Annotated in this window: 21 protein-coding genes and 1 tRNA gene; 14 read left to right on the plus strand and 8 right to left on the minus strand. The window is 41.9% G+C overall.

Annotated elements, in window-relative coordinates; all coding sequences use genetic code 11:
• Nucleotides 1-58 precede the first annotated feature (58 nt).
• Nucleotides 59-340, minus strand: a complete 282-nt coding sequence (locus A8C56_RS09325; RefSeq protein WP_067754903.1) for a co-chaperone GroES — start codon at nucleotides 338-340, stop codon at nucleotides 59-61.
• Nucleotides 341-719: 379 nt separating this feature from the next.
• Between A8C56_RS09325 and nusB the strand changes: the two genes are divergently transcribed.
• From nusB to A8C56_RS09350, 5 genes are all read left to right on the plus strand, one after another.
• The gene (gene nusB / locus A8C56_RS09330; RefSeq protein WP_067754905.1) at nucleotides 720-1,649 is read left to right on the plus strand and encodes a transcription antitermination factor NusB; all 930 of its coding nucleotides are present in this window, start codon (nucleotides 720-722) and stop codon (nucleotides 1,647-1,649) included.
• Nucleotides 1,650-1,699: 50 nt separating this feature from the next.
• Nucleotides 1,700-2,188 carry a DUF1573 domain-containing protein gene (locus A8C56_RS09335; protein ID WP_067754908.1) on the plus strand — a complete coding sequence of 163 codons (489 nt, stop codon included), beginning with the start codon at nucleotides 1,700-1,702 and terminating at the stop codon, nucleotides 2,186-2,188.
• Between the two features lie 15 nt (nucleotides 2,189-2,203).
• Nucleotides 2,204-2,545 carry a preprotein translocase subunit YajC gene (yajC, locus tag A8C56_RS09340; protein WP_067754911.1) on the plus strand — a complete coding sequence of 114 codons (342 nt, stop codon included), beginning with the start codon at nucleotides 2,204-2,206 and terminating at the stop codon, nucleotides 2,543-2,545.
• Nucleotides 2,546-2,654: 109 nt separating this feature from the next.
• Nucleotides 2,655-3,248 carry a dephospho-CoA kinase gene (gene coaE, locus A8C56_RS09345; protein ID WP_067754914.1) on the plus strand — a complete coding sequence of 198 codons (594 nt, stop codon included), beginning with the start codon at nucleotides 2,655-2,657 and terminating at the stop codon, nucleotides 3,246-3,248.
• Between the two features lie 224 nt (nucleotides 3,249-3,472).
• A complete protein-coding gene (locus tag A8C56_RS09350; protein ID WP_067754918.1) occupies nucleotides 3,473-3,823 on the plus strand; it encodes a YtxH domain-containing protein in 351 nt (116 codons plus the stop codon).
• A 654-nt stretch (nucleotides 3,824-4,477) separates the two neighbouring features.
• Here the strand turns inward: A8C56_RS09350 and A8C56_RS09355 are convergent.
• Nucleotides 4,478-5,509, minus strand: coding sequence for a radical SAM/SPASM domain-containing protein (locus A8C56_RS09355; RefSeq protein WP_067754921.1), 1,032 nt, complete (start codon nucleotides 5,507-5,509; stop codon nucleotides 4,478-4,480).
• A 622-nt stretch (nucleotides 5,510-6,131) separates the two neighbouring features.
• Entirely contained in the window at nucleotides 6,132-7,208 is a 1,077-nt protein-coding gene (locus A8C56_RS09365; RefSeq protein WP_067754928.1) for a Gfo/Idh/MocA family oxidoreductase, read from the minus strand.
• A gap of 359 nt (nucleotides 7,209-7,567) precedes the next feature.
• On the opposite strand from A8C56_RS09365, the gene amaB reads away from it, so the two are divergent.
• The 6 genes from amaB (at nucleotide 7,568) to A8C56_RS09395 (ending at nucleotide 15,009) form a co-directional block, all read left to right on the plus strand.
• Nucleotides 7,568-9,091 (plus strand): L-piperidine-6-carboxylate dehydrogenase, encoded by a 1,524-nt coding sequence (gene amaB, locus A8C56_RS09370; protein ID WP_067754931.1) that lies wholly within the window; start codon nucleotides 7,568-7,570, stop codon nucleotides 9,089-9,091.
• A 156-nt stretch (nucleotides 9,092-9,247) separates the two neighbouring features.
• Nucleotides 9,248-10,915: a S8 family serine peptidase gene (locus A8C56_RS09375; protein WP_067754934.1), complete on the plus strand. Its 1,668-nt coding sequence runs from the start codon at nucleotides 9,248-9,250 to the stop codon at nucleotides 10,913-10,915.
• Nucleotides 10,916-11,063: 148 nt separating this feature from the next.
• Complete coding sequence (gene lepB, locus A8C56_RS09380; RefSeq protein WP_067754937.1) at nucleotides 11,064-12,605, plus strand: signal peptidase I; 1,542 nt, start codon at nucleotides 11,064-11,066, stop codon at nucleotides 12,603-12,605.
• A gap of 113 nt (nucleotides 12,606-12,718) precedes the next feature.
• A tRNA-Asp gene (locus tag A8C56_RS09385) sits at nucleotides 12,719-12,792 on the plus strand.
• Nucleotides 12,793-12,988: 196 nt separating this feature from the next.
• The gene (locus A8C56_RS09390; protein WP_067754940.1) at nucleotides 12,989-14,362 is read left to right on the plus strand and encodes a site-specific integrase; all 1,374 of its coding nucleotides are present in this window, start codon (nucleotides 12,989-12,991) and stop codon (nucleotides 14,360-14,362) included.
• An 83-nt stretch (nucleotides 14,363-14,445) separates the two neighbouring features.
• The gene (locus A8C56_RS09395) at nucleotides 14,446-15,009 is read left to right on the plus strand and encodes a serine hydrolase domain-containing protein (RefSeq protein ID WP_067754943.1); all 564 of its coding nucleotides are present in this window, start codon (nucleotides 14,446-14,448) and stop codon (nucleotides 15,007-15,009) included.
• A gap of 7 nt (nucleotides 15,010-15,016) precedes the next feature.
• Here the strand turns inward: A8C56_RS09395 and A8C56_RS09400 are convergent, their stop codons facing one another.
• The 5 genes from A8C56_RS09400 to A8C56_RS24435 form a co-directional block, all read right to left on the minus strand.
• The gene (locus A8C56_RS09400; RefSeq protein ID WP_067754947.1) at nucleotides 15,017-16,231 is read right to left on the minus strand and encodes a hypothetical protein; all 1,215 of its coding nucleotides are present in this window, start codon (nucleotides 16,229-16,231) and stop codon (nucleotides 15,017-15,019) included.
• A 47-nt stretch (nucleotides 16,232-16,278) separates the two neighbouring features.
• On the minus strand, nucleotides 16,279-18,372 hold the full coding sequence (locus tag A8C56_RS09405; protein ID WP_157097932.1) for a tetratricopeptide repeat protein: 2,094 nt from the start codon (nucleotides 18,370-18,372) through the stop codon (nucleotides 16,279-16,281).
• 23 nt (nucleotides 18,373-18,395) lie between these two features.
• Nucleotides 18,396-19,436: a hypothetical protein gene (locus A8C56_RS09410; protein ID WP_157097933.1), complete on the minus strand. Its 1,041-nt coding sequence runs from the start codon at nucleotides 19,434-19,436 to the stop codon at nucleotides 18,396-18,398.
• Between the two features lie 150 nt (nucleotides 19,437-19,586).
• Nucleotides 19,587-20,306: a hypothetical protein gene (locus A8C56_RS09415; protein WP_067754956.1), complete on the minus strand. Its 720-nt coding sequence runs from the start codon at nucleotides 20,304-20,306 to the stop codon at nucleotides 19,587-19,589.
• The gene (locus tag A8C56_RS24435; RefSeq protein ID WP_157097935.1) at nucleotides 20,239-20,547 is read right to left on the minus strand and encodes a hypothetical protein; all 309 of its coding nucleotides are present in this window, start codon (nucleotides 20,545-20,547) and stop codon (nucleotides 20,239-20,241) included. Before A8C56_RS24435 ends, A8C56_RS09415 begins: the two co-directional genes overlap by 68 nt.
• 178 nt (nucleotides 20,548-20,725) lie before the next feature.
• Between A8C56_RS24435 and A8C56_RS09425 the strand changes: the two genes are divergently transcribed.
• The 3 genes from A8C56_RS09425 (at nucleotide 20,726) to A8C56_RS09435 (ending at nucleotide 25,009) form a co-directional block, all read left to right on the plus strand.
• Nucleotides 20,726-22,654, plus strand: a complete 1,929-nt coding sequence (locus A8C56_RS09425) for a tetratricopeptide repeat-containing sensor histidine kinase (RefSeq protein ID WP_169818759.1) — start codon at nucleotides 20,726-20,728, stop codon at nucleotides 22,652-22,654.
• A gap of 35 nt (nucleotides 22,655-22,689) precedes the next feature.
• Nucleotides 22,690-23,304 (plus strand): response regulator, encoded by a 615-nt coding sequence (locus tag A8C56_RS09430; RefSeq protein WP_067754964.1) that lies wholly within the window; start codon nucleotides 22,690-22,692, stop codon nucleotides 23,302-23,304.
• 526 nt (nucleotides 23,305-23,830) lie between these two features.
• On the plus strand, nucleotides 23,831-25,009 hold the full coding sequence (locus tag A8C56_RS09435) for a cation:proton antiporter (RefSeq protein WP_245645819.1): 1,179 nt from the start codon (nucleotides 23,831-23,833) through the stop codon (nucleotides 25,007-25,009).
• Nucleotides 25,010-25,012 lie beyond the last annotated feature (3 nt).

The following is a 25,012-nucleotide window of genomic DNA, read 5'->3' on the forward strand; positions in this document are numbered from 1 at the left end:
TATGATATAACTGATGTGCCAATTTTCAAATTTTCACATCAGCACCTTTACACATTAATTAAACAATTGCCAAGATATCGCTTTCTCTCATAATTAACAGGTCTTCCCCGTCAATCTGGATCTCAGTACCGGCATATTTCCCATATAATACGGTATCGCCGGGTTTTACTGTTACGGGTTCATCTTTTTTACCAGGACCTGCTGCAACTACAGTACCGCGCTGTGGTTTTTCTTTTGCGGTGTCAGGGATAATAATGCCGCCAGCTGTTTTTTCTTCAGCTGCTGCTGGTTTTACAATTACCCTGTCGTGTAAAGGGGTAACAGTCGTTTTTTTAGCCATAATCGTATTGTTTTTAAAAATTTTAATTTAAAATGCCCAACTATAATTTAGTAAGGCTGGCTAAAGTAGCATAAATAATATGCCATCCGGCATGAAAGTGAAAATTTTTCAGTTTTACTCCTTATTTTAAGCGTATTCCCGGAGAACACGAACCTTTCCCTGTCAAAATTGCATTTCATGTAAGCGAAAGTATCCGCTTATTTTACAGTATATTGCCAAGCAGGCCGCAAGGCACAAAAGTAAAATCATTCCGGCAGGGCGGCCTTTATATTGCTGCAGATGGTTATTTGCACGTTCAGCGCGCATTTCCCTATTGTTTTTTGTACATTCAATAATAAAACATCTATCTTCGCAGCCGCAAAAACAGTTCATTCAATCAATGATTAGCAGAAGAAACATAAGGGTGAAAGTGATGCAAACCCTGTATGCTTACAGTGCTGAAGCAACACAGGAAAGCAAAGCTCCTTCTCCCTCAAGAATTTTAGACCAGCATTTTAACCAGACCCGCAGCTTATTTGTTTATCTGATTTATTTTCTGACCCAGGTGGCCCGCTATGCAGAAAAAGATGCGCATAAAAGAGCCAGCAAATTCATCCCTTCTGCAACTGATCTGAATGTAAATACAAAACTGGCCGGCAGCAGCCTGCTCTGGCAGATACTGGAAGACAAGCTGCTTGAAGAACAGTTGAAAAAAGAAAAACCGGAACAGCTGATTGATGAGGAGCTGGTAAAGAAGATTTACAATCAATTAACAAAAACCGCTGAATACCACCACTATATATCTGTAAAGCAACAAAGCAAACAGGAAGACCGCAAAATATTTGAGTTCATTCTCAATGATTATCTACTTGGGAATGAAGATTTTATAGCTCATGTTGAAGAACTATTCTCCAACTGGAATGATGATGGCGAAATGGTGGCGCAACTGATGCAAAGCTACCTGCATAAACCGGGCACCATAAAATTCCAGGAGATCATTAGCCCGGATAAGTCCCGTTTTGCGCACAGCCTTTTATCCACGGTCATAGAAAAGAACGATTACCTGCTGGATTTCATCACCCCCAAACTAAAGAACTGGGATCCGGACCGTATTGCGCTGCTGGATATGGTTATTATGAAAATGGGAGTTGCCGAGTTCTTATATTTTGAGACTATCCCCCCCAAAGTAACTATTAATGAATATATTGACCTGGCAAAGGAATACAGCACGGCACAAAGCGGTCATTTTGTAAACGGGATCCTTGATAATATTCATAAGGAGCTGGCACAACAGGGCCGTTTAAAGAAAACCGATTATAAAAAGGCGTGATACTGGCTATTTAAAGTAATTTTGCCTTTTCAAAAATAAAAAAGAAAAGAATGAGAAAAGTATTGTTGGTGGCAGCCGCTGCTGTAGTATTGACAGCATGCAAAAATACTTCCGGTAAAGCTTCCGCTTCGGGGGCAGACAGTAACAAGCCCAGCCTCATATCATCTCCCGGAGCCCTGACGCCGCTTCCTGAAGCATTAAAGGATTCTGCAAACTTTACAACTGTTGTTTGGGTGGACTCTACCTTTAAAGATGTGGGCAAGGTAATAAAAGGACAGATCGTTGAAATTCCTTTTACTGTCAGAAATACAGGCGATAAGCCCCTGGTCATCACTTCCGTTCAGCCGGGCTGCGGATGTACAGTAGCGGAAAAACCGGAAGAGCCCATCCTGCCAGGTAAAGAAGGAAAAATCGTTGCCAAATTCAACAGCGAAGGGCAAAGTGAGGGGGAGCACAGGAAAAATATAACGGTACAGGGCAATATAAAGCCTACCACACAGGCATTACTGGAATTTAAAGTAGATGTAGTTAATAAATAAATTTAAAATTAAGCAATGACACAGGTAATTCTGCAGGCACAAGCTCCCGGCCCTTTCGGGTCAATGACAACAATGGTATTTATGATCGGGATGATAGTGGTTTTCTGGCTATTCTTTATCCGCCCACAGGCCAAAAGGGCCAAGAACCAGAAAAAGTTTATTGAAGAGCTTCAGAAAGGTGATAAAATCGTAACCATCGCAGGCATCCATGGAAAGATCAGCCAGGTAAATGAGGATGGCACATTAAATATTGAAGTAAGCCCCGGTAATTATATTAAAATTGAAAAGTCTGCCATCAGCATGGATTGGACCAGCCAGTTGAATAAAGGCACCACTGCACCGGCAGCTACAAAATAGCAGCGTGTTGCCGGTCTTTTCCGGCACTACTTATTCTGAATAATCTGAGGTACACGGCAAAGAGCTATTTTTGCCGTGTTTTCATTTACAGACTAAACATTTTTTTAATTTGCTGAAAGTAGGCATTACAGGCGGTATCGGCAGTGGCAAAACACTGGCAGCATCCCTGTTCAAAACATTAGGCATTCCTGTATATGATGCAGATGCGGCTGCAAAGCGTTTAATGAGCACCAGTAAGTCCCTGCAACAGCAGCTTATAGCGGCTTTTGGAGAAGAGGCATTTAAAAACGGGCAGCTGGACAGGGCTTTTCTTGCTGCCCGGGTCTTTGGTGATGATGAGCAGCTAAAAAAGATCAACAGCATTGTGCATCCGGCAGCCATCCAGGACAGCCAGGACTGGTTTAAACAGCAGCATGCCCCTTATGCCATTAAAGAAGCCTCTATTCTTTTTGAAACGGGCAGTGATCAGTACCTGGACTATATTATTGGCGTAACGGCTCCCGAACAACTGCGCATTCAACGTACAATAGAACGCAGCCATTTAACAGAACAACAGGTAAGAGAACGAATGGATAAACAAATGGATGAAACAGAAAAGATGCGGCGTTGCCATTTTGTAATTAACAATAACGGGCACCTGTCACTGATTGAGCAGGTCGTAAAGATCCATGAAGCGCTTCTTTACAAGAGCGCCCGGCAATAATTGCTTCTGGCCCCGGATCAGCTCCTCTTACTGATACACAATACGGGAATATCGATCAGAAATACACCCGGAAATTCGTTAAAAAATAAATAAGAACCCTGCAATCATTGCGGTACAACCGAAGCTGGCATAAAATTCGGTAATAGTTTTATATAACAGGGCCGTAGGATAATACTGTTATTTAGCTGTAAACGTTATTTATTCAAACTTTAAATTATAATACTATGGAAGAGAACAAAGATTCCTTTATGGACAAGGCAAAAGAAAAATTAACGGAATTTAAAGATAAAGCCGGGGATGCCTGGGAGCAGACTAAAGACAAAGCAGAAGAGATATGGGACAAAACAAAAGATAAGGCAGAAGATCTGAAAGACAATCTGAAGGAAAAAATAGACGAAGCCAGGAACAAAAAGAGCGATCCGGAAGCGCAACAGGAAGCACATATTGAAGCTGCAAAGGATAAAGTGAATAATGTAAAAGATTATATAAAAGACAAGCTGGACGATGCAAAACAGGAAGCCGGCAACCTGGCCGGTAAGACAGAAGATAAACTGGATGATCTGAAAAATAAGTGATCCCTGCTTTTTTAAAAATCCTTCTTATAAAAGGTACAAGAACCGGTGCTCCCGGTTTTTTTATGATGAAAGGCATCCTAGTGTCAACATTTTTCAGGACGGGTCATTTTGCAAACAAAATACCTGTCAATCAAAGCTCCGTTTACAAAACGCGTGTTCACAAATTGTGAACAGCCGGATTGTGAACACAAAAATCATTCACAAAAACTCTGTTCACAAATCCGCCCCCCGCCACCCGCTTTTGGCCCCCGGGCTGTTAGTTGTTGACAGCAGCTCATCATTCCGGGGCTTCATTGCGTTGCCCGCTTCAGTTTCATCATTAAACAGTTATACCATTTAGATTAAATTGCACCAGTGAAGGTATGTCAGGCTCAACTCTGCCGAAGCCAGGTCCCCTTCAGCAAGCTGTTAATAACAAATGATGTAAAATATTCATTATCAATAAATAAGAACTGTTACCCTGTACTATAGGAAGGATAAGATTACAATTGAATCATGCTTCGTCAACAGTTCAACAGGCTCCTTGTGACAATCAGCTGACAGCGCTACCTGTCATTTTAAAGAACTTAAAAGCAACGTCTTTATGGTTGCTTCAGAGAAACAATGTTCTTTTAATGTCTGAAGGGTATTGAATATTTAAGACGGTAGTATTCCTTAATCTTTCCAAACATTCAGCCCCTCGCTGCAGTTGGCACAAATATCAATAGCGGCACGTCCAGATTTTAATGCTTTGCGGAACTGGTTGTATTGATGATTCTTCCAGATTTCCTTAAACGACTTATTTTTCAGATCCCCCAACCGGTGCGTGGCATCTTTATCAAAACAGCAGGGAACCACCAGGCCGTCCCAGGTAATCACGTTGGAATGATGCATTTTCCAGCAACCGTTCTTAATCTTATTCTTTGGTGAGTAAGTGCCGTCTGCATTTCGTTTATAGCGGCTATACCGGTTTATGGTAGGAATTAAATGATTCGGATCTTCCCGGTAGTCGTAAACCTGGGCCGTTTTGAAACGCACTTCGTTCACTCCTACCTCTTTTGCAAGGCGTTTTATATCTTCTATCTGGTGCTGATTCGGTTTTACAACTAAAAACTGAAAAAAAACATAAGGGGTTTTGCTGTTTAGCTGTTTTTTCCATTTTACAATATTCCGGGCGCCTTCGATCACTTTATTGATATTTCCGCCTACCCGGTATTGCTGATAAACGTCCTGCGTAGTGCCATCGATGGAAATGATCAGGCGATCCAGCCCGCTTTCAATAGTGCGCTTTGCCATTTCATCCGTTAAATAGTGCGCATTGGTACTGGTTGCCGTATATATTTTTTTGCCGGAGGCATATTTTACCATATCCAGGAAACCGGGATTCAAATAAGGCTCTCCCTGAAAATAAAAGATCAGGTAAAGCAGCTCTTTGTGGATTTCGTCAATTGTTTTTGTAAAAAAGTCTTTCTCCAGCATTCCTTTGGGACGGGTAAAAGCCCTTAACCCGCTTGGACATTCAGGACAGCGTAAGTTACAGCTGGTAGTAGGCTCAAAGGAAATGGAAACCGGGTACCCCCATTGTACTGTTCCCAGGGGCAGCCGGTTTATATAATAGCTCATCCACACTTTAAAAGCATTCCAGGCCCTCCGGGGTGTAAACTTGCTGATCAAATTGGCACTATCATCCAGGTTGAATTTCGGCATGAAGCAAATTTATAAAAAACAATACATATCTGCTGGTACAGCTACCTTGTACACATATCTTTTGCTAACAGATATAAGCGTTTCTGATTATTATACGCTGCTTTTTCTTGTTTTTCATCCGAATGTTCGGATTCCGGAACACAATTACGACTACTACAGCTAACCGGCTTTGCGGCCCGCCCGTTGAACCAACCGTTCGCCTGCCTGCCGAACGGCAGGCAGGGACGAGCCGTTTTTAATAAGTTCGATTACTTACTTTTCTTTCTGATCCTTTTTGTTTGCCCAGAAAGGATCGCAAAAAGGGCAGCCGGTTCCGAAATTTCGGAAGGTTACAGCACAATTCCGGCAGGGCACTACTATCAGCTTTAGAATATAGTGGTGTGTTCCGCCACAATTGACCAACCCGGGAGGGCGGGACGCTCGACTTTAGAATTTCTATGATTAGACCCAGGCAGCTTTACAGCTACCCGAAGTTAGGATATTTTGCCCGTCTCCTAAAGGCTAATTACAATTACAGTTACTACACGCTCCCTGATAATATGAGAAAATAATTGTGTGTACAGCGTAGCTGCGGGTACAGGCAGGAACAAGTGCATACAGCTATACCAGAAAAAGCAGCATTTTAGAGTGTTACCACCTGTCCGGTTCTTACCGCTTCATCACAGGCAAAGGCAATGCGCAGGCTGTTCACCGCATCATTCATATGATCTGTAAGATCTGCATTATTGACAATTGCATTATAAAAATAGCGCTGTTGCCGGTTGCACAGCTCCTGGTGCCCCGGCTCATCGTTCATACTGATCCATTCATCTTTCTTTGTAAATACATCATTGGCGTCTACATCTGCATGGTGCAGCAAAACAGATTCGGTCTTTGTGTGCGCATCAATATTTGAGGAGGAGCCTGCTGCTCCTGCATTCTTTGCAACAATGGAAACGGATCCTTTAGGGCCTATAACATCCTTCACAAAAAAAGCGGTCTCACTGATCATGGGGCCCCAGCCGGCCTCATACCAACCAACAGAACCGTCCTCAAACCGGATCTGCAACTGGCCGTAATTATAATTTCCTTCCGGTACCTCCGGCGTAAGCCGTGCTCCTATTGCCGTTACCTGTAAAGGTTTTGACCGTGTCATCTGGCACATAACATCAATATAATGCACGCCACAGTCAACAATAGGGCTCATATTCGACAGGAATTTCTTATGTACCTGCCATTCATGCCCGCTGCTTTGCTGGTTCAGGTTCATCCGCATGACCAGGGGTTTTCCCAAACCTGCCGCCAGCTCAATAAATTTTTTCCAGGAAGGATGGTGCCTTAAAATATAGCCGATCACCAGTTTCCGGTTATGCTTTTTTGCAGCCTGCACCACACGCTCTGCCCCTGCAACCGAATCTGCAAGCGGTTTTTCAATAAAAACATCGCATCCCGCTTCTATAGCTTTGATGGCATACGCCTCATGCGTATCCTGGTAGGTGGCTATACAAACGGCATCCGGCGCAGCCAGTTCCAACGCTTCATAAAAACCGGAATACAAGGGGTAATCTGCATTCAATTGCTGATTCAGTGCTGCGTTACTGTTTCCCCTTGAAACCAATCCCACAATCTCAAATTCGCTCATCTGGTGATAGGCCGCTGCATGCGAACTGCCCATATGACCACATCCCACCACCAATACACTGATTTTATTTTTCCCCATAACTAATAAAACAATTTTTGCAGGTGCCCAAACTTACATGAAATTTTCCAATCCCGGTTTCATAAAAGACGGGATGAGGATTTTATATGCAAGCGAAATTCATTACAGTCCGACAAAAAAAGCATTGTGTTTTCGGGGAAACCTTTCGGTCTGATTAAAATGTCACTTTCGTATAAGAAATTTTTTCTGGTTAAAACAGCTATACATTTTTCAGGAGACGCATATCAGGACTTCTTATCAAGAGCATTTCTCTTTTGTATTAAAAGCTGCCGGCTCTTTATGGCTGTTTATGGCTTTGTGGTATTTAACTCATCCAGACAGCTAATTTTTCGTAAATTTCGAGATCAAATAAGCACATTATGGATTTTTTAAAGAAGTTAAACCTGAAAAAAGAAAACAAAGGCACCTGTACCGGCACGGAATGGCAGGGTAAAGTTACTGACGGCATTTCTTCTTATACACCCGTTGATGCAAGCCTGATCGGATCAGTAAGTTTAACTACAAAAAAAGAATATGAGCTGGTGGTAAAAAAGGCGCAGGCCGCATTCCTTGAATGGCGTCAATGGCCTGCCCCCCGTCGGGGAGAAATTGTGCGCCAGATCGGCGAAGCCCTGCGTAACAATAAAGAATACCTTGGAAGACTGGTATCCTATGAAATGGGCAAAAGCCTGCAGGAAGGCTGGGGAGAAGTACAGGAGATGATCGATATCTGTGACTTTGCTGTGGGGCTGAGCCGGCAGTTGTATGGCCTAACCATTCACAGTGAGCGGCCGGGCCACCGGATGTATGAGCAATACCATCCGCTAGGGATTGCGGGCATCATTACCGCATTTAATTTTCCTGTGGCTGTCTGGAGCTGGAACACAATGCTGGCACTGGTTTGCGGTGACACCTGTATCTGGAAGCCTTCAGAAAAAACACCGTTATGTGCAGTAGCCTGTCTGCAGATCGTTTCAGGGGTCTTTAAAGAAAACAAGGTACCGGAGGGTGTGTGCAATCTTATTTCGGGTGCCAGGGAAGCTGGTGAATGGCTGGCAAAAGACAGCAGGATCGCATTAGTAGCTGCTACCGGTTCAACAAGAATGGGCAAAGCTGTAGCGGCTATGGTAGCCGCAAGGCTTGGAAGGTCACTGCTGGAACTGGGCGGCAACAATGCCATCATTATTTCAAAAGACGCCGATCTTAACATTGCAGTATCGGGCGCGCTTTTCGGAGCGGTAGGCACTGCCGGACAGCGGTGCACAACAACCCGCCGATTGATTGTTCATGAGGCCGTATATGAAACCGTTAAAAAGAAACTGAAGCATGCCTATGCCCAGCTAAAGGTAGGCGATCCGCTGAACCCCGCAAATCATGTAGGGCCTTTAATTGATAAAGAAGCGGTTCAACTGTACCTGAATGCCATTACTGCCTGTAAAAAAGAGGGCGGCAGATTCCTGGTGGAAGGGGGTGTATTAGAAGGGAAGGCTTATAAAAGCGGCTGTTATGTAAAACCGTGCATTGCAGAGGTCAAGGCCGGTTTTAAGATAGTAAAAGAAGAAACGTTTGCCCCTATACTGTATCTGATAAAATACAAGGACCTGGATGAAGCTATTGCAATACAGAATGATGTACCCCAGGGGCTCTCATCGGCTATAATGACCCTGAACTTAAGAGAAGCAGAACAGTTCCTTTCACATGCCGGAAGCGATTGTGGCATTGCCAACGTAAACATTGGCACTTCCGGAGCCGAAATCGGCGGGGCATTTGGTGGTGAAAAAGAAACCGGTGGCGGACGCGAAAGCGGCAGCGATGCCTGGAAAAATTATATGCGCCGCCAGACAAATACTATTAATTACAGCACAGCACTTCCCCTGGCACAGGGTATCAAATTCACTATTTAAAATTGTTAAAAAAATATACGATGCAACGGATCCCTCATCCGTTACATCGTATCCTGAAAGGAAACTGACCCGGAAAAGTATTCTTTAAGAAATTCTTAATACAGGAAGCTTTATTTTCGCGTCTTTTTATTATAAGAAAACCCAATAATAGAACACATGAAGAAATTGTTGAAGAACGCCGGGTTAGTCACATTAGCGTTGGCAACTGCTCTTGGAGGTTTTGCGCAATCTGCAGGTACTATTCCGGAAGGATGGCATTTAAAAGACCTTAAAACAGATGGTTATTATGGACTTAGCCTGGATAAAGCTTATGAATTCCTGAAATCAAAAAACAGACAAAGCACTCCTGTTATTGTTGGAATAGTCGATTCCGGTATTGACACCACCCATGAAGACCTGCAATCCGTTTTATGGATCAACAAAGAAGAAATTCCCGGAAACGGCATTGATGATGACAAAGACGGATACGTGGATGATGTGCATGGCTGGAACTTCCTGGGCAGCAAAGACGGAAAAGAAAATGTGACAAAGGATTCCTATGAAGCGGCGCGTGTATACTGGGGCCTGAAAAGCAAATATGAAAATAAGACAGAGGAGCAGGTACCAGCAGCAGACAAGGAAGAGTACAGGATGTGGGCCCGTGCAAAGGCTGAAGTATTTAAAGAAGACGGCGCACAGGATGATCTGATCCTGCGGTCAATGAAACTGATCCGGATGGGCGATGAGACCATTCGCTTTGATCTGAAGAAAGAGGTGTACAGTTGCAAAGACCTTGTCAATTACAATCCCACAACTGTTAATGCCAGTAATACCAGATCATTTCTTCTGAGCGTATGCAGCGCAAACGACAATAATGAGATCACCAACAGGGAACTGCTGGATCAGATGGATAATGATATTGAAAAGATCAATAACAGAAAGCAGGCCCCCAAAAATTACAGGGACAGCATTGTCAAGGACCATTACGGGGATATTAATGATAAATATTATGGCAATAATAACCTTACTGTTAATGCCGATGCACCCCTGCACGGCACCCATGTTGCAGGGATCATTGGAGCAGCGAGGAATAACGGAAAAGGGATGAATGGCGTTGCGGATAATGTGCAATTAATGAGTGTACGCGCGGTTCCGGATGGAGACGAGCATGATAAAGATATTGCCCTGGGGATCCGCTTTGCGGTGGACCATGGTGCCCGTGTCATTAACATGAGCTTTGGCAAGTCCTATTCTCCGGAAAAAAGATGGGTGGATGATGCCGTAAAATACGCAGTAAGCAAAGGGGTTTTACTGGTGCATGCGGCCGGCAATGACAGCCAGAACAATGATTCCACTTATAATTTTCCTTCTGCCTATTACCTGGATAAAACGCGCCCTGCCACCTGGATCACTGTGGGTGCCAGCGGCCCTAATGAACAAAGCGGCATTGTAGCCAGCTTCTCCAATTACGGCAAAAAAGAAGTAGATGTTTTTGCACCTGGTGTAAAGATATATTCCACACTCCCGCTCGGCAACCGTTATGGTAATGAGCAGGGCACCAGCATGGCTTCCCCCGTGGTTGCAGGGCTTGCTGCGCTTATTATGAGCTATTACCCGGATCTTACAGCGTTGCAGGTAAAGGAGATCATTGAAAAATCTGTAGTGAAACCAACAGAATGGGTTACCAATCCCGGCACAGGCGCTAAAGTGCATTTATCTGATCTTTGCGTTACCGGCGGTATTGTAAATGCTTATGAAGCGGTAAAGCTGGCAGATACCTATAAAGCTGCCGGCGGAAGTAAGACCGTTCCGGGCAAAAAAGCACGTTCTAAAAAGCATAAATAAAAGATTTTTTGTTATGGCAAGAGGCTGTTTCCATATATTTGGGCAGCCTCTTTGGTTTTCAGTACCTTCAATTGTTAATTCTGAACCATAAAAGGCCATATTGTAACCCGTTTACAATAAATTTGTCTGATTAAAATTTTTTGAATCGATGCCGTTGCACCACTTAATTGTTATTTACTTAATAAGTACCCTCTTAGTATTCCTTCCTTCTTTTGGTTTAGCGCCTTTGTTTAAAAAAGCAGGGCAGGCATCCTGGAAAGCCTATATACCGTTTTATAACACCTGGGTAATGCAGGATATTGCTCAAAGGCCCAGGCATTGGGTTTTCTGGCAGTTTATTCCGGTGGTGGGCTGGTTTATTACCCCAGGGATCTTTATTGAATTTGCAAAAGTTTTTTGCCGGTTTTCCTTTTTAGACCACTTGTGCGCTTCATTATTTGCACCGTTTTATTTTCCATGGCTTTCCAGGAACAAGGATGCCCGCTTCATTGGGCCGGAAGGGGTAAAAAAGCATCAGAAGCCTGGCTGGCGTGAATGGGTGGATGCAGCCATCTTTGCAGTAGTTGCTGCTACCCTGATACGCGTTTTTATTTTTGAGGCCTATGTGATCCCGTCCAGCTCCATGGAAAAAACATTGCTGATCAATGATTACCTGTTTGTAAGTAAATTCAGCTATGGCCCCCGCATACCCAATACTCCTTTATCAGTGCCCTTTGTGCACAATTATCTTCCGGGAAGTTCCCTGAAATCTTATTCCACATTAATACAGCTACCCTATATCCGTTGGTTTGCATCGCCTGTAAAAAGAAATGACTGCGTGGTATTTAACTTTCCTGAAGGCGATACCGTGGTAAACCGGCCCGACTTTCAGTCTGCCGTTCCCTACTACTACCTGGTGCGGCAGTTTGGCAGGGATAAGGTTCTGGAAGACCCGCAGTTTCAGCCATTGGCCATTCATCCGGTCGATAAGACCGACAACTACATCAAACGGTGCATTGGCATAGCAGGAGACTCTTTAAGGATCATTGATGGCATCGTGTATATTAATAACCAGCCGGGGTTCGTGCCTCCCACTTCTGCTACTTTTTATTATTTCCGCACAAAAAATAATGTAGCCGTTGATGCAGACTTCCTGAAAGAGTCCGGTATCCGCCTGAACATGGAAAGCAGCGACCCCGATTTTACAGCGGCCGGTAATGGCAGCTATAAGATCAATCTTTCCTTATCTGAGCTGGATATACTGAAGAAACTGACCGTAATAGACCCTAACAGTATCACCAGAGAGCTATACCCTGCCGGATATGCAGAACCACAGGTATTTCCTTTTGATACGCTGCATTTTAAATGGAACCGGGATAATTTCGGGACCATCTGGATCCCGAAGAAGGGTGCTACCATTACCTTAACCCCTCAGAACATTGCATTATACCGCAGGGCGATACAGGTGTACGAAAAGAATACGCTTGTCGAAAATCCTGATGGAACCTATATTATCAATGGTGCAGCCACTAATAAGTATACTTTTAAAATGGATTATTACTGGATGATGGGCGACAACCGCCATAAATCGCAGGACAGCCGTTATTGGGGCTTTGTACCGGAGGATCATGTGGTGGGTAAAGCCGCTATGATCTGGTTCAGTTATGAAAACGGTCCAAGATGGAGCCGGTTCTTTAAAATTATCAGATAAACGGCAGAAGCCGGCAGCACTATTTTTATTGAAAATCAGAAAAAATAGTTTAAAAATTTTGCGGGCAATCGTTCAACAACTATATTTGCACTCCCAACGGAAAAATGGTTCAAGGATCGGTAGTTCAGTTGGTTAGAATGCCGCCCTGTCACGGCGGAGGTCGCGGGTTCGAGTCCCGTCCGGTCCGCAAAAAAGGATTATCAGCAATGATGATCCTTTTTGCTTTTTACCCTACTTTACTTTTAAGGGGCTGACTTTCAAAGTCTCATAACAAAATCCACTGAGAATCTTTACTACCTTTAAAACAGCTTAACAATTTTAAAAAGTAGACCAAAAGTAGACCTGATTTCAGGCTACTCAAGTCGATTAAAATTGTTCAGGTTATGTCTCTCCCAATTAAGCTAATTTGTCGAAAAAACCGGGTTCATGCTGATGGAACCTGCTCCATTTTTGTTCAGTATTGTTGCAATGAAAATCAGAAACCTTTATTTGGAACGGATGTCAAAATTCCACCCATCTATTGGGATAACGGAAGCCGCAGTATTAGTGATCGGCTACCTGCAACGCATGGTGATTACAACGAGCTCAATAATGAGCTAAAACGACTGAAAAAAATTGTAGAAGACATTGTTACCTATGCCGGATTAAAGAAAATTCCAATTGAGGCCCGCGCTGAGTTTACAAAGAAACATTTTTCGCCGACTTTTGACTTTGATGATATTGAAGCAAAAGAAAAAGAAGCCGCAGAAAAACAGGAAACCGAAAAGAAGAACAAGCTTAGTGTTTATTATCAATTTGATGAGTTTATAAAATCCAAGAAACGGAAGGTAAGTAAAGCCACTCTAACTGTTTATGGTAACGTAAAGTCCCATTTGCTCGCCTTCGAGGAATTCCGTAATCAGCAGATCACTTTTGATAGCTTTGATTTTAGCTTCTATGAAGATTTTGTGGACTACCTGACGTTTGAGCATGTACATATCCGCAGAAAAACATTGCTGGTCGGGCTTAAATTAAACACTATTGGAAAAACGATCAAGCATCTCCGGGGTTTTATTAAAGACCGGGTCAAAAGAAAAGTTATTAAGCCCATCGACCTGTCTGATTTCAGAATACCGGAGGAAGAAAGCGACGCCATATACCTCACCCATGAGGAGATCGCCAAAATCTACCAAACCGATCTGTCAGAACATCCCCATCTTACAGAGTACAGGGATTTATTTGTTCTAGCTTGTTTAACAGGGCTGCGGTTTTCAGACTTTTCAACTCTTCGACCAGAGGATCTCCAAAGGGATATGCTCTATAAAAAGCAGGAAAAATCCGACCATTGGGTGATTATTCCTTTACGGCACGAAGCAAAATTGATCTTTACCCGTCAGTTCCGCGATCGCATACCAGAGTTGACAAATCCTGAATTTAACAGACATATTAAGACCATTGGGAAACTTGCGGGAATTACCCAAATAGTAAAGTTTTCCTACAAAAAAGGCAACCAAACAATAACGGTGACCAAGCCAAAATATGAGTGGATCACATCTCATACTGCACGCCGTTCTTTCTGTACTAACGAGTTTCTAGCAGGTACGCCGGTTGAGCTCATTATGAAGATCAGCGGTCATAAAAGAACAAAGGACTTCTACAAGTATATCCGCATTACTCCAGAGGAAGCTGCAATGAAGGTTAAAGAATTATGGTTGGCTCGGAATGATATGAAATTAATTAAAGAAACGGTATCTGAAATAGAATTGCAATATAACTAATCCAAATATAATTAATGACGATCTAAAGGGACTTTGTAATTCATGATTGAACGCCGCATCCCAAACTTTATTACTTTTAATATATGAAAAAATTATGTGCTCTCTGCATTGCCCAAACACTGCTGTACGCAACCAGCATTGCTCGGACCCCAAATGAAAAGACAGACCGCTATCTGATAACACAGATGAAACAGAAGCAGATTCCCGGTCTACAAATTGCAGTTATAAAAGGAACCTGTGTGGTTTTCTCCGCTTCAAAAGGAATTGCCGATGTGGCTTTTAATATTCCGGTAAGCGATAGTACCATTTTTTCGATTAATTCTATTGCAAAGATCTTTGCTGGCGTAGCATTAATGCAACTAGTCGAGGAGGGCAAAGTTCGTCTCAATGATCCTATAGGACGCCACGTAGACAGCTTGCCTCAAAGCTGGCAGAGTATTACACTTAGACAACTGATGGAACATGTATCCGGCCTGCCAGATGTTGAAGATGATCGTACTGGCGGACCAGTTGGCGGGCGTGGAGAAGATAGCGCCTGGAAACTGGTACAACGCCTGCCGCTCCTGGCTAAACCGGGAGAAACTTTCAACTACATGGCTACGAACTATCTTCTGATCCAGAAGGTGATCGAATTTTCTGATAGATAATTTATTGCTACTTCAACAGTTTTTTTAAAGCCTCAAAATCAAAATATTCCGTAAAATTGTTTAGAATTCTAAGAGAAGAAGGTATAGTTACATACCGGAAGGCAACTGTTATTAACTGTGGAGTAGCGGCACCTACGTTGTTTCTCTTGAAATAATCGGGATTTATTTTATAAAGTGGCTGGCTTTTGTCTTCCCTATCATAAAATCTCCAAAACCGATTGTAATTAGTTTTCTCTTTTAGCTTTGCTTTGTAATTTTGCGAAGCATCCTCTATTTTGTTTACGACAGCTTGCTGCTGCAGCCATTCATCTTTCTGTTCACTTAGCGCTTTTTTTACTTTGCCTATTTTATCGGTTACATCGGCTTCCCAGTTTCCATAATTATGTTCAATACCTTTGTTGTGATTGGAGCTTAATTCTGAAATCAGTTTTGGAAAATATAATTTTTCCCTTTCGTAATATTCTAAAAGACTTTGCAAATATTCTTTTCGGCTTACCGGAACTAAAACAGGAACATCTTTTTTCTTCACAAACCAATAGCGATAAATAAAATTATTTCGGTTGTTGGGTTTGATGTCTTTTTCGGCCACATCCTGGAAATATTTTTTTCCGGAGTTAATGGCGTCAATCAACTGTTCATTATTACAGTAAAAATAATTGAACAACCGGATTAACGGATCATTTACATTAACGGGCTTATGATTTTCCCAATCCAGGAACTGAAAACCAAAGTCATATTCCCCCAGGCTGCTGCCAAAGGGATAATCTAAAAAACGACTAAGTGTGTTGAAGGGAATAGCATTTACATAAATCCGCAAAATGGTTCCGGCTTCGTCGTTACGTTTCAGTTTACCATTCAGGCAAAAAAACTCGTGCAGCGAAGCTTCAAAGCTGTATTGTCCCAGCCTGGTATTGCCCAAATAAGCGTATCCTTTTGTTGAATAAATATTTTCCCAATTACCGCCGGTGAGGGTAAGACTGACATGCGTTTTCGCTTCAATATTTTCTATATCGGCTAATATCTTTTTAACCATAGCTTTATCCGGCGCGGTGACCATATTTTTGAAATATTCAGCCTTTACAGCAGGCCAGGGATATTGTGCGGCAGGTTGGTATTTTCCCGGCATCGTTTCCACCTCGGCGCTGGTTTTGCAGTCTTGTGCGTGGGCAGTAGTGGATAATAGCGCAACAGGTATTATTGCACCAATAAATATTTTATTCATGACGTCCAATTATTTTTGAAAATTTATTTTTAATGAAAATATCTATGTCACTTACCAAACCCACTTATTCCGCCGCTCATATTTCCTGAAATCAAACTCATTCGGCCTGAAACAGTAATGCTCACACTGGGGTCGCTTACTATACCGGCCGGGTCGCTTACCGTATTGGAACCTGTTGTCACTTTAGCTTCCCCAGTGGCATATACGTCTTCTATTCCCCGGTTGGTAAATTCTATACCCATACCGGCTTTTACCGATGCGCCCACCTGTAGCGGGCCTTTACCGGCAGAAACACTTTTATCAATTACCGTTGCTTCCATAGTGCCTTTTACGAAACGTTCTTTTCCGGTATTATCAGATTTAAAATGAAAATTGCCACTAAGCCGACCGGCGTCAAATGATATAGACGACTTACCACACTCAAATATCATGGTACACACCCTAAAATCCAGCATCGATTTGTATATGCAGTGCATATCATCAAAGTCGGCAAGTTTATATTTTGATGTTTTCTTTTCGGCCGCTTTACAATCGCCATATTTATTGGTAGCAATGTATCTTGTATTTCCAAGGGCAACCAGCCATTCCTTTTTGGCCGCAATTTTGGTGGCTTCAAATGTAGCTTCATCTTGCACAAACTGCTCCCAGTACAATTCTTCCGTAATTTTTAAATACAACTGGTGTAAATAATTTTTATACGCTTCTTCTAAGGGTTTATTGTAATTGGTATAAACCCAATCGCTGTATTTTTGTTGCACCACGCAGTTATCATACCCCAGGTTTTCTCCTTTTTTGGCCAGTTCAGTTTCCTGTTCCGCCTTAATGCTGTTTTGTTTTTCAATGGATTTGCGTTGTGCTTCATCCTTAGCCTTAAAATCTTTTATCAAATCATCAATTTGTTTTTTTGCAACCTTTAAACGGTAAGCGGCGCCACCATCCTTATTCATTTCTTCTAGGTTGCGTTGGGCAGTAGCCTGGTACAATTTGCTTTCCGTTGCATTATCGGATTTCATTTGCAGGATTTGTCCTGCGCTTTTACCGGCAAATTTTTCATAAGCCTGTTGGGCTCTTTGATTATTTGTCTGCTGGTAAGGAATAAGGTCTTTTGCCAATTGCATGCTTTTTTCATTTACCTGTTTTTGAAAAGCATCCCAGTCGGCGCTTAATCTTAATTCATCGGCATAAGACATGGGAACATCGGGGCGGATAAACTTTTTTAGCCCCAACGGATCCGGATCGAGGCGAAACGGAATACGCATATCGCTTCCTTTTACTTTATAGCCCAGTTTGCGCAGCATATTTAATTTATCCAGCGAATAACTGTAGGCAATGGAGTTTTTCATTTTCTCTATTGCCTTAGGCGTATTGCCTTTGCTTTGCTCAATAAGGCATTGTGTATAGTTTGCCTGCGGGTGATAAGCAAATGCTTTTACCACCTTATTCAATTGTTCATTGGCCTTATCTGTTTCGCCCAGGTAAAACCAGGCCTGCCCCAGGTTGTTGAGTATCGTTGTATTGCCGGGGTATTGTTTATTGAGATATTCCAACAGCGGAATGGCTCTATGTGGCGCCCCGCCCATACTTAGCATGGCGGCAAAATTGCTCAGCAAATCTGCGTCTGTGGCATTGTCGGTGCAGGCACGCCCCATGATGTATACAGCAATTTCCAAGTTACCGATTGTCCAATAACCAAGCGATGCATTCCCGATAGAAGCTGCATCGAATTGATTTGCCTTAAGGGTTGCATACACCTGCTGTGCAAATATTTTTGCATCATTGCTAATGCCTTTTTCAATATAATCGTTCAACGACTTTATGTAGGAAGGCAGCGTGGCTGTTGTTACGGTTATTTTAGAGATAGCAGAGATGAGCACCGTATTTTTTGAAGGCACACTGAAAGCATCTCCGTTTACTGCTGCTTTAACATCTGCATCGGTAATGCCGTTGGGCATTGATGGAACCGTGGTTGACATGCCCATTTGCTCCATCATCTTTTTTTGTTCCGGTGTCAGTTTATCCAACTGCTGCTGCGCCTGTTTGATTTTATCCCGCATTTCTTTTGTTGTAGTGGGATTTTTTTGCTGAGCCGCTGCATTGTGGATACAGACAAAAGCCAATATCCATAGAAAAATATTTTTCATTGCTATTTTCATTTTTATGCAAATTATAATTTGAATCCCGGCGGATTGTCAATAGATGATGCTGATGTTCTTAGGCTATACCTCACTTCAATTGGATTATTATCATTGTTTGATTGAGCTCCGTCTCTTTGTGTAGCATTTGCGGCTTTTAGTATAACCGCATTACCATAAGTTGGGTCGTTAATTGTCTCAAAAGTATAAGTAGTTTTTTCCAGTTTATAGTTGGATGACTTTTTCAATGGCCCCCATTCCTTAGTGCTTGACTTCTTTCCCCAAAATCCTGCTTTCCCCTTTTTAGGTGTAAGGGTGAGTTGGTTGCCCTGCACTGTATAAGTTCCGGTTTCGTGCATAAAAATAATATTGGGCGCTGTAGTAAGCCATTGTTTGTTGCGGTATGTATAAGTCCCGTCCATGTTAAATTGGTATTCCCTTCTCATGTATCCGGACAACCCGACTCCCTCTGAAACATAATAGGTCCATAAACCGGCAATGGAAAAAGTTTCAGAAACGCTTGCTGGATTGTTATCGTCCATCGTTTCCAGATTATTGTTTTGATTGTTCATTACACTGTTGTTTTTCTGTATTACGTTATTGGCATCCAAGTTTATACTGGCAATAAAATCTTTCAGGTTTTTCATATAGGGTTGCGCAGTGCCGTTCCACAAAACACTTACACAAACATTTCCATTGCTGTAAGTCGTAAGCACCGTTGCTACGTTTGTGCCATTGTATTGCCATATGCCGCTCCGGCTCATTACCTGCCAGCCTTCGTCAGATTTTGGCATCGTCTTGTCCTCCTGTTCTATAGTATGCCCCGCCAAAACAATATCCTGCCAGTCTTTTTGTGCATCTTCTTCAATATTTCCACTGCTTTGTCTGCTTTTATAAACGGCAATCTGGCTCCAGCTTGCTCCGTCAATTCTGGAGTAAGAAACATAATCGCCTTTGGTATCTTTATTCCAATTTGCGGGCGGTGTATAGCTTACAATATCAAAGGTTTGCTTCTGGGCAAAAACACCTATGGCAATGGTTGTAATCATTATGAAAAGTAATATCGGTTTCATCTGTTAATTTTTTATAAAACAAGATTACAATGCTATTATTGATTGCACAATCATTAAAAAAGATGATTTTTATCTGGAAATTGCCACGAAGGCACGGAGGTTCCAAATTTCTCCATTCTTGTCCTCAAACCTTCGTGGCAATAGAAAAATCTATTTCACAAAAATGCCAAACGCACCGGACCGGTCGCCGGTTGACAAAATAGTTTCCACACCATTTTTAAAATATTTGGCTTTCTCCCCCGAAGGAAAGTCGTATTCGGTTACTGCAACATATACATCGCTGCCAGATACAAAGATGGATTTAGCTTCTGCAGAATAAGATGCGGTAGCGGTAAAGCTGGTTTCCACGCCATTTTTCCAATACTTAGCAGCCCCTTTTTCATAACCCGCTACATATACATCGCTGCCGGATATAAAGATGCAATTTGCACGAGAAGAATAAGTCCCTAAATCAATGCTAACGCCGTTTTTCCAGTATTTGGCAATCTCAATAGTACCGTTAAACTGATACCCGGCAACATATACATGGCTGCTAGATACAAAGATGGAATTAGCACGGGAATATTTTCCACCACTTGTAACATTAGGAAGAACCACTTTAGCGCCGTTTTTCCAATAACAGGCTACATCCACTGAGCCGCTATTTTCATATCCTGCCACATACACATCACTGCCCGATACAAAGATGGAACTGGCCGTGGCTGTTCTGATACCATCAGTAAGTCCTATTGCTGTGCCATTTTTCCAGTATGTGGCTACATAATTTGAACCATTGTCAATAAAACCTGCTACGTATACATCGTTACCGGATATAACGACCGAATTGGCCCTGGAATTTGGAAGAAGTGAAAGAACCAGCGCCTGCCCCATCGCTGGTTCTGGAGGTCAGATCAATGGTGGGGTTGGCAGCGGCACCCCATACAACACCACGGGCAGTCACTGCAGCAGAGCCCTGATTGCTGATTTCGCCCCCCGCCATTGCTTCACTACTTGTTGTGGCGTTAACGGGAATGATGGTTACGGTTGGTAATATAATGTCCGCTTCTTTATCCTTCTTACAGGAAAAAAATAATACTGCCGTTGACAATGCGACTGAAAGAATGGTTTTCATCTGTTTTTTTTAGAAACAAAATTGCCATGCTATTATTAGTCGCACAATCGTTAAAAAAGATGATTTTTGGAATGCCACTAAAAAAATCATCAAAAAAGATGAGAAAACATGATAACTTCAAATGTAAATTGCAACCATTATGTTGCCAAGTTGCTCAAAAATGATAAAAAGGCTATTCGTGCAATCTATCTGTTTGGCTGCTATGTCTGTTTCGGCTATTTCACAGACAGGAAATAAAAAAGACAGTTTGCTGAAAGGGCTGGTTACTGCCAAAGAGGATACAGCTAAAATCAGGCTATTACTAAACATTGAAAAATTATACTCCAGTAAAAATTACGACAGCTTTTATTATTACTTAGACCAGGCAAATACACTAGCCAAAAAGCTGAAGACTGAGAAATTTGATTTTTTTATTAATGCGGGCTTTTCTGAATACTTCTATTACCAAAACGATTACAAAAACGCTGTTAAACATGCATTGCACAGTAGAGATGTTGCCGAAAAAGAAAATGACTTGAAGTTATTAGCCAAAAGCTATAACAATCTTGCGGCAGTGTACAATCACTTTGGTAATAAAAAAGAGGCGATTAATTGTATATTAAAAAGCCTTGATCTTTCTGAAAGAACAAAGGATAGCATTAGTTTCCCCGTCCGACATCTTACGGCCTCCGCTACTTACTATAATTTAGAACAATTCGATAAAGCAATTATACACGCCCGGAAGGCCGTTGAATATGGAAAACACTTTGCCAATTCTTTCGCAATTGCTATGGGGCTAAATAACTTGGCCGCCAGCTACTCCCAACTAAATATTCTTGACAGTGCCATTAGTATTGGCAAAAAGCAACTGGACTTTGCAAAAAAGGAAGCAGATGCAGATAATATCAATAATGCTCTAATCAATCTTTGTTACGATAATTTTAAAAACGGGAATATCAGGGAAGTTGCCTTCTATTCGAATGAATTAAAAAAAATAAGTGTAACACAGCAAGATAAAAAAAACACACCGGAATTAAACGTCTCTTACGCTCTAAATTTTATGGCACAAGAAAATTATATTAATGCCAAAATCCAGTTAGACAGTGCAATACAAATAGCCAATAAAGACGGAAATGCAGATGCATTACGAAATGCTTATCAAACCTATTCCATTTTCTACTACCTACAGGGGAAAATAAAGGCGGGAGAAACCTATACCTTCAAATATGATTCTTTAGTAAGAGCAACAAATTTGAAAGAGCTTAATTTTTATACTGAAGAACTTGAAACAAAATATGACGTCGAAAAAAAAGTATCCCAAATAAAACTTCAGCAAGTTCAATTAAAACAAAAAAGCATCCTCAATTATTTGCTCGCTGGTGCGGCTTTCTGCGCGATTCTTATTGGCTTACTGGGGTACAAGAGCTATAAGAATAAACAAAAACTACAACAGGCAAAAATAAACGAATTAGAAACCGAAAAACAACTTACCGCCACAGAAGCTGTACTCAAAGGCGAAGAGCAGGAACGTACAAGATTGGCTAAAGATCTGCACGATGGTTTAGGAGGTATGCTCAGCGGCATTAAATATTCATTTCAGAATATGAAAGAAAATCTCATTCTCACGCCCGATAATGCGCGAGCATTTGAACGGAGTATTGACATGTTGGACAGCTCCATAAAAGAAATGCGCCGTGTGGCACACAATATGATGCCGGAAACGCTCGTAAAATACGGGCTGGACACAGCGTTAAAAGAATTCTGCAATGAAATTGACCGCAGTGGTATTATTTGTGCAAGCTATCAATCGCTAGGAATGGACAATGCCCTCTTTGAGCAAACCGTTGCCGTTACGATTTACCGTGTTGTACAGGAGCTGGTGAACAATGTAGTCAAGCATGCGGCGGCCAAAAATGTACTTGTTCAGGCGCAACTTACAGAACAAGGTAAATTGTTAACAATTACTGTGGAAGATGATGGCAAAGGTTTTGACACTGATGAATTGACTCAAGCCAAAGGAATTGGCTGGAATAACATCCAAAACCGGGTAGAATTTCTCAACGGAAATTTGGATATAAGATCGACAGTTAATAATGGCACTTCCGTTTTAATTGAAATCAGTATTTAAGATGCTCTGTTGATACCTATTCAATAATCAGCTTCATGAAAACAAAAATTTTTATAGTTGACGACCACTACATGGTAATAGAAGGTATCCGCTCGCTGCTTCAAAAAGAAAAGAATATTGAGTGGATAGGACATGCCATGAATGCGGCATCCTGCCTGGCTTTTCTGAAGCAACAGCAGCCCGACATAATACTGATGGACGTGAGCCTGCCCGATATGAGCGGCATAGAGTTGTGCAAGGAAGTTAAGCAAAATTATCCATTCGTTTTTGTACTGGGATTAAGCACTTTTAACCAACAGTCCATTATCCGTAATATGACCGACAATGGCGCATCGGGATACATATTGAAAAATGCAACCCAAAAAGAGCTACTGGAAGCCATCTTCGCCGTAAGACAGGGCAAAACGTACTTGAGTTTTGAAGCAGCAACTACACTTAAAAAAAATGAGGATAAAACTCCTATTATCACCCGCAGGGAAAAAGAAGTGCTGCAGTTAGTCGCCGAAGGACTCACCAATGCTGAAATTGCAGAAAGGCTATTTATCAGCGTACCCACTGTAAACACCCATCGCAAAAGTTTAATAGAAAAATTTGATGCGGCTAATACAGCTGCGTTGATTAATAAAGCAGGTAAAACTGGTATTTTATAAGGGTAAAAACCAAGAACCTATGCATATCAGCACTCGGGGAAAAGTGGCTAATCTCGTTGTACCAATCGTTTTTTTATCTGTTATTATCTCTTAAACTATAAAGGCGGCGCTTGTCATTTTCTATTTTATCGATTTCTGCATTGAACGACATAAGGTCTTCAATTCTGTTGTACGGTTTTTCAACATAAAGTAGGCGGTGAATTTCTTGATTCTGGTAGTTGTTTATTTGTCAAACCGTTAACTACCGCACTCCTGTTGGATCACGGAGCTATATTGAGGCGCTATTATAAATTTAAAATGAAAGTCAATAATATTTTGCAAAAAGATTTATATACAGAGAGTGAGAGTTTTGACTAATATTGTCTAACGTTTTATTGTTTAAATAACTATAAAGAATAGGCAATTTTTATTGATAGTCAATAATTTAAAAAATTAAATTTTAGATAATATAATTTCTATGCAACTGTTTATTCTCTTTTCGGTGCTTATTACGCTGGCGGCATTCTTTTCTTATATAAATGTCCGGTTGTTTAAATTTCCATCTGGTATCAGTCTGATGCTGATGGGGGTGCTGGCATCACTCGGCTTGATTGTATCAGGTTATTTTTCTTCGGGGTTCAAAGCAATGATCCAGCAAAAACTGGAGCTGATCAATTTTTCCGAGTTCCTGCTCGGTATCTTGTTGAGTTTTTTGCTTTTTGCAGGCTCCATGCATGTGAAAGTACCCGAACTGCGTAAGGAGGCTAAAAGCATTCTTACATTTGCGACAATAGGAACGCTTATCTCCACTTTTTGTGTTGGAGCTATCATGTATGAGTTGGCGCAATTATTTGCTGCACCCGTCCCATTCATCTATTGTCTGCTGTTCGGAGCGCTGATCTCTCCCACAGACCCAATTGCGGTTATGAGTATTCTCAAAAAGGCGCGCATCCCACAGAAAGTGGAAATCAACATTGTTGGAGAATCTCTTTTTAATGACGGTATTGGTGTAGTCATTTTTGCTACGCTGCTGGGCATAGCAGCGTGGGGCCCGGAACAGTTCGGTGTAATGGAAATTATTAAATTGTTTGGAAGAGAAGCGCTGGGCGGCCTGGTAGCGGGTGCACTTATCGGCTTTACCGGATACCGCATGATGAAAGCAATCGACCATTTTCAAACCGAGATCCTCATTTCCCTGGCAATGGTTATGGGAGGATACAGCCTCTGTCATTACCTGCATGTATCCGGTCCCTTGGCTATGGTGGTTGCTGGTATCATGACGGGTAACAGGGGCGCGGCCAAAGCTATGAGTGACATAACACGGGACTATATGGGGAAATTTTGGGAGGTTGTAGATGAGGTGTTGAATGCTGTTCTTTTTATGCTAATCGGGCTGGAAATTGTTATGGTTTCTTTTAACCGGGAAATGATCTTTGCTGGCTTGGTTATTGCCCCGCTGGTCGTAGTATCCCGCTTCTTTTCCTTGTATTTCCCTTCTTTAATATTTGGGTTTAAAAGAAAATTGGGAATTAAAACGATCTATGTAATGACCTGGGGTGGTTTAAGGGGTGGTATTTCTATTGCATTGGCATTATCCCTGCCACCCAGTACCTACAAGGAAATTATCGTTTCTATTACTTTTATAGTCGTGTTATTTTCTATACTCGTTCAGGGGCTTTCTGTTGGAAAGCTGATCAGCAAATTAAAATTCTCTGGGGAAAAATAACGA

The organism is Niabella ginsenosidivorans (genome assembly GCF_001654455.1).
Taxonomy (GTDB): domain Bacteria; phylum Bacteroidota; class Bacteroidia; order Chitinophagales; family Chitinophagaceae; genus Niabella; species Niabella ginsenosidivorans.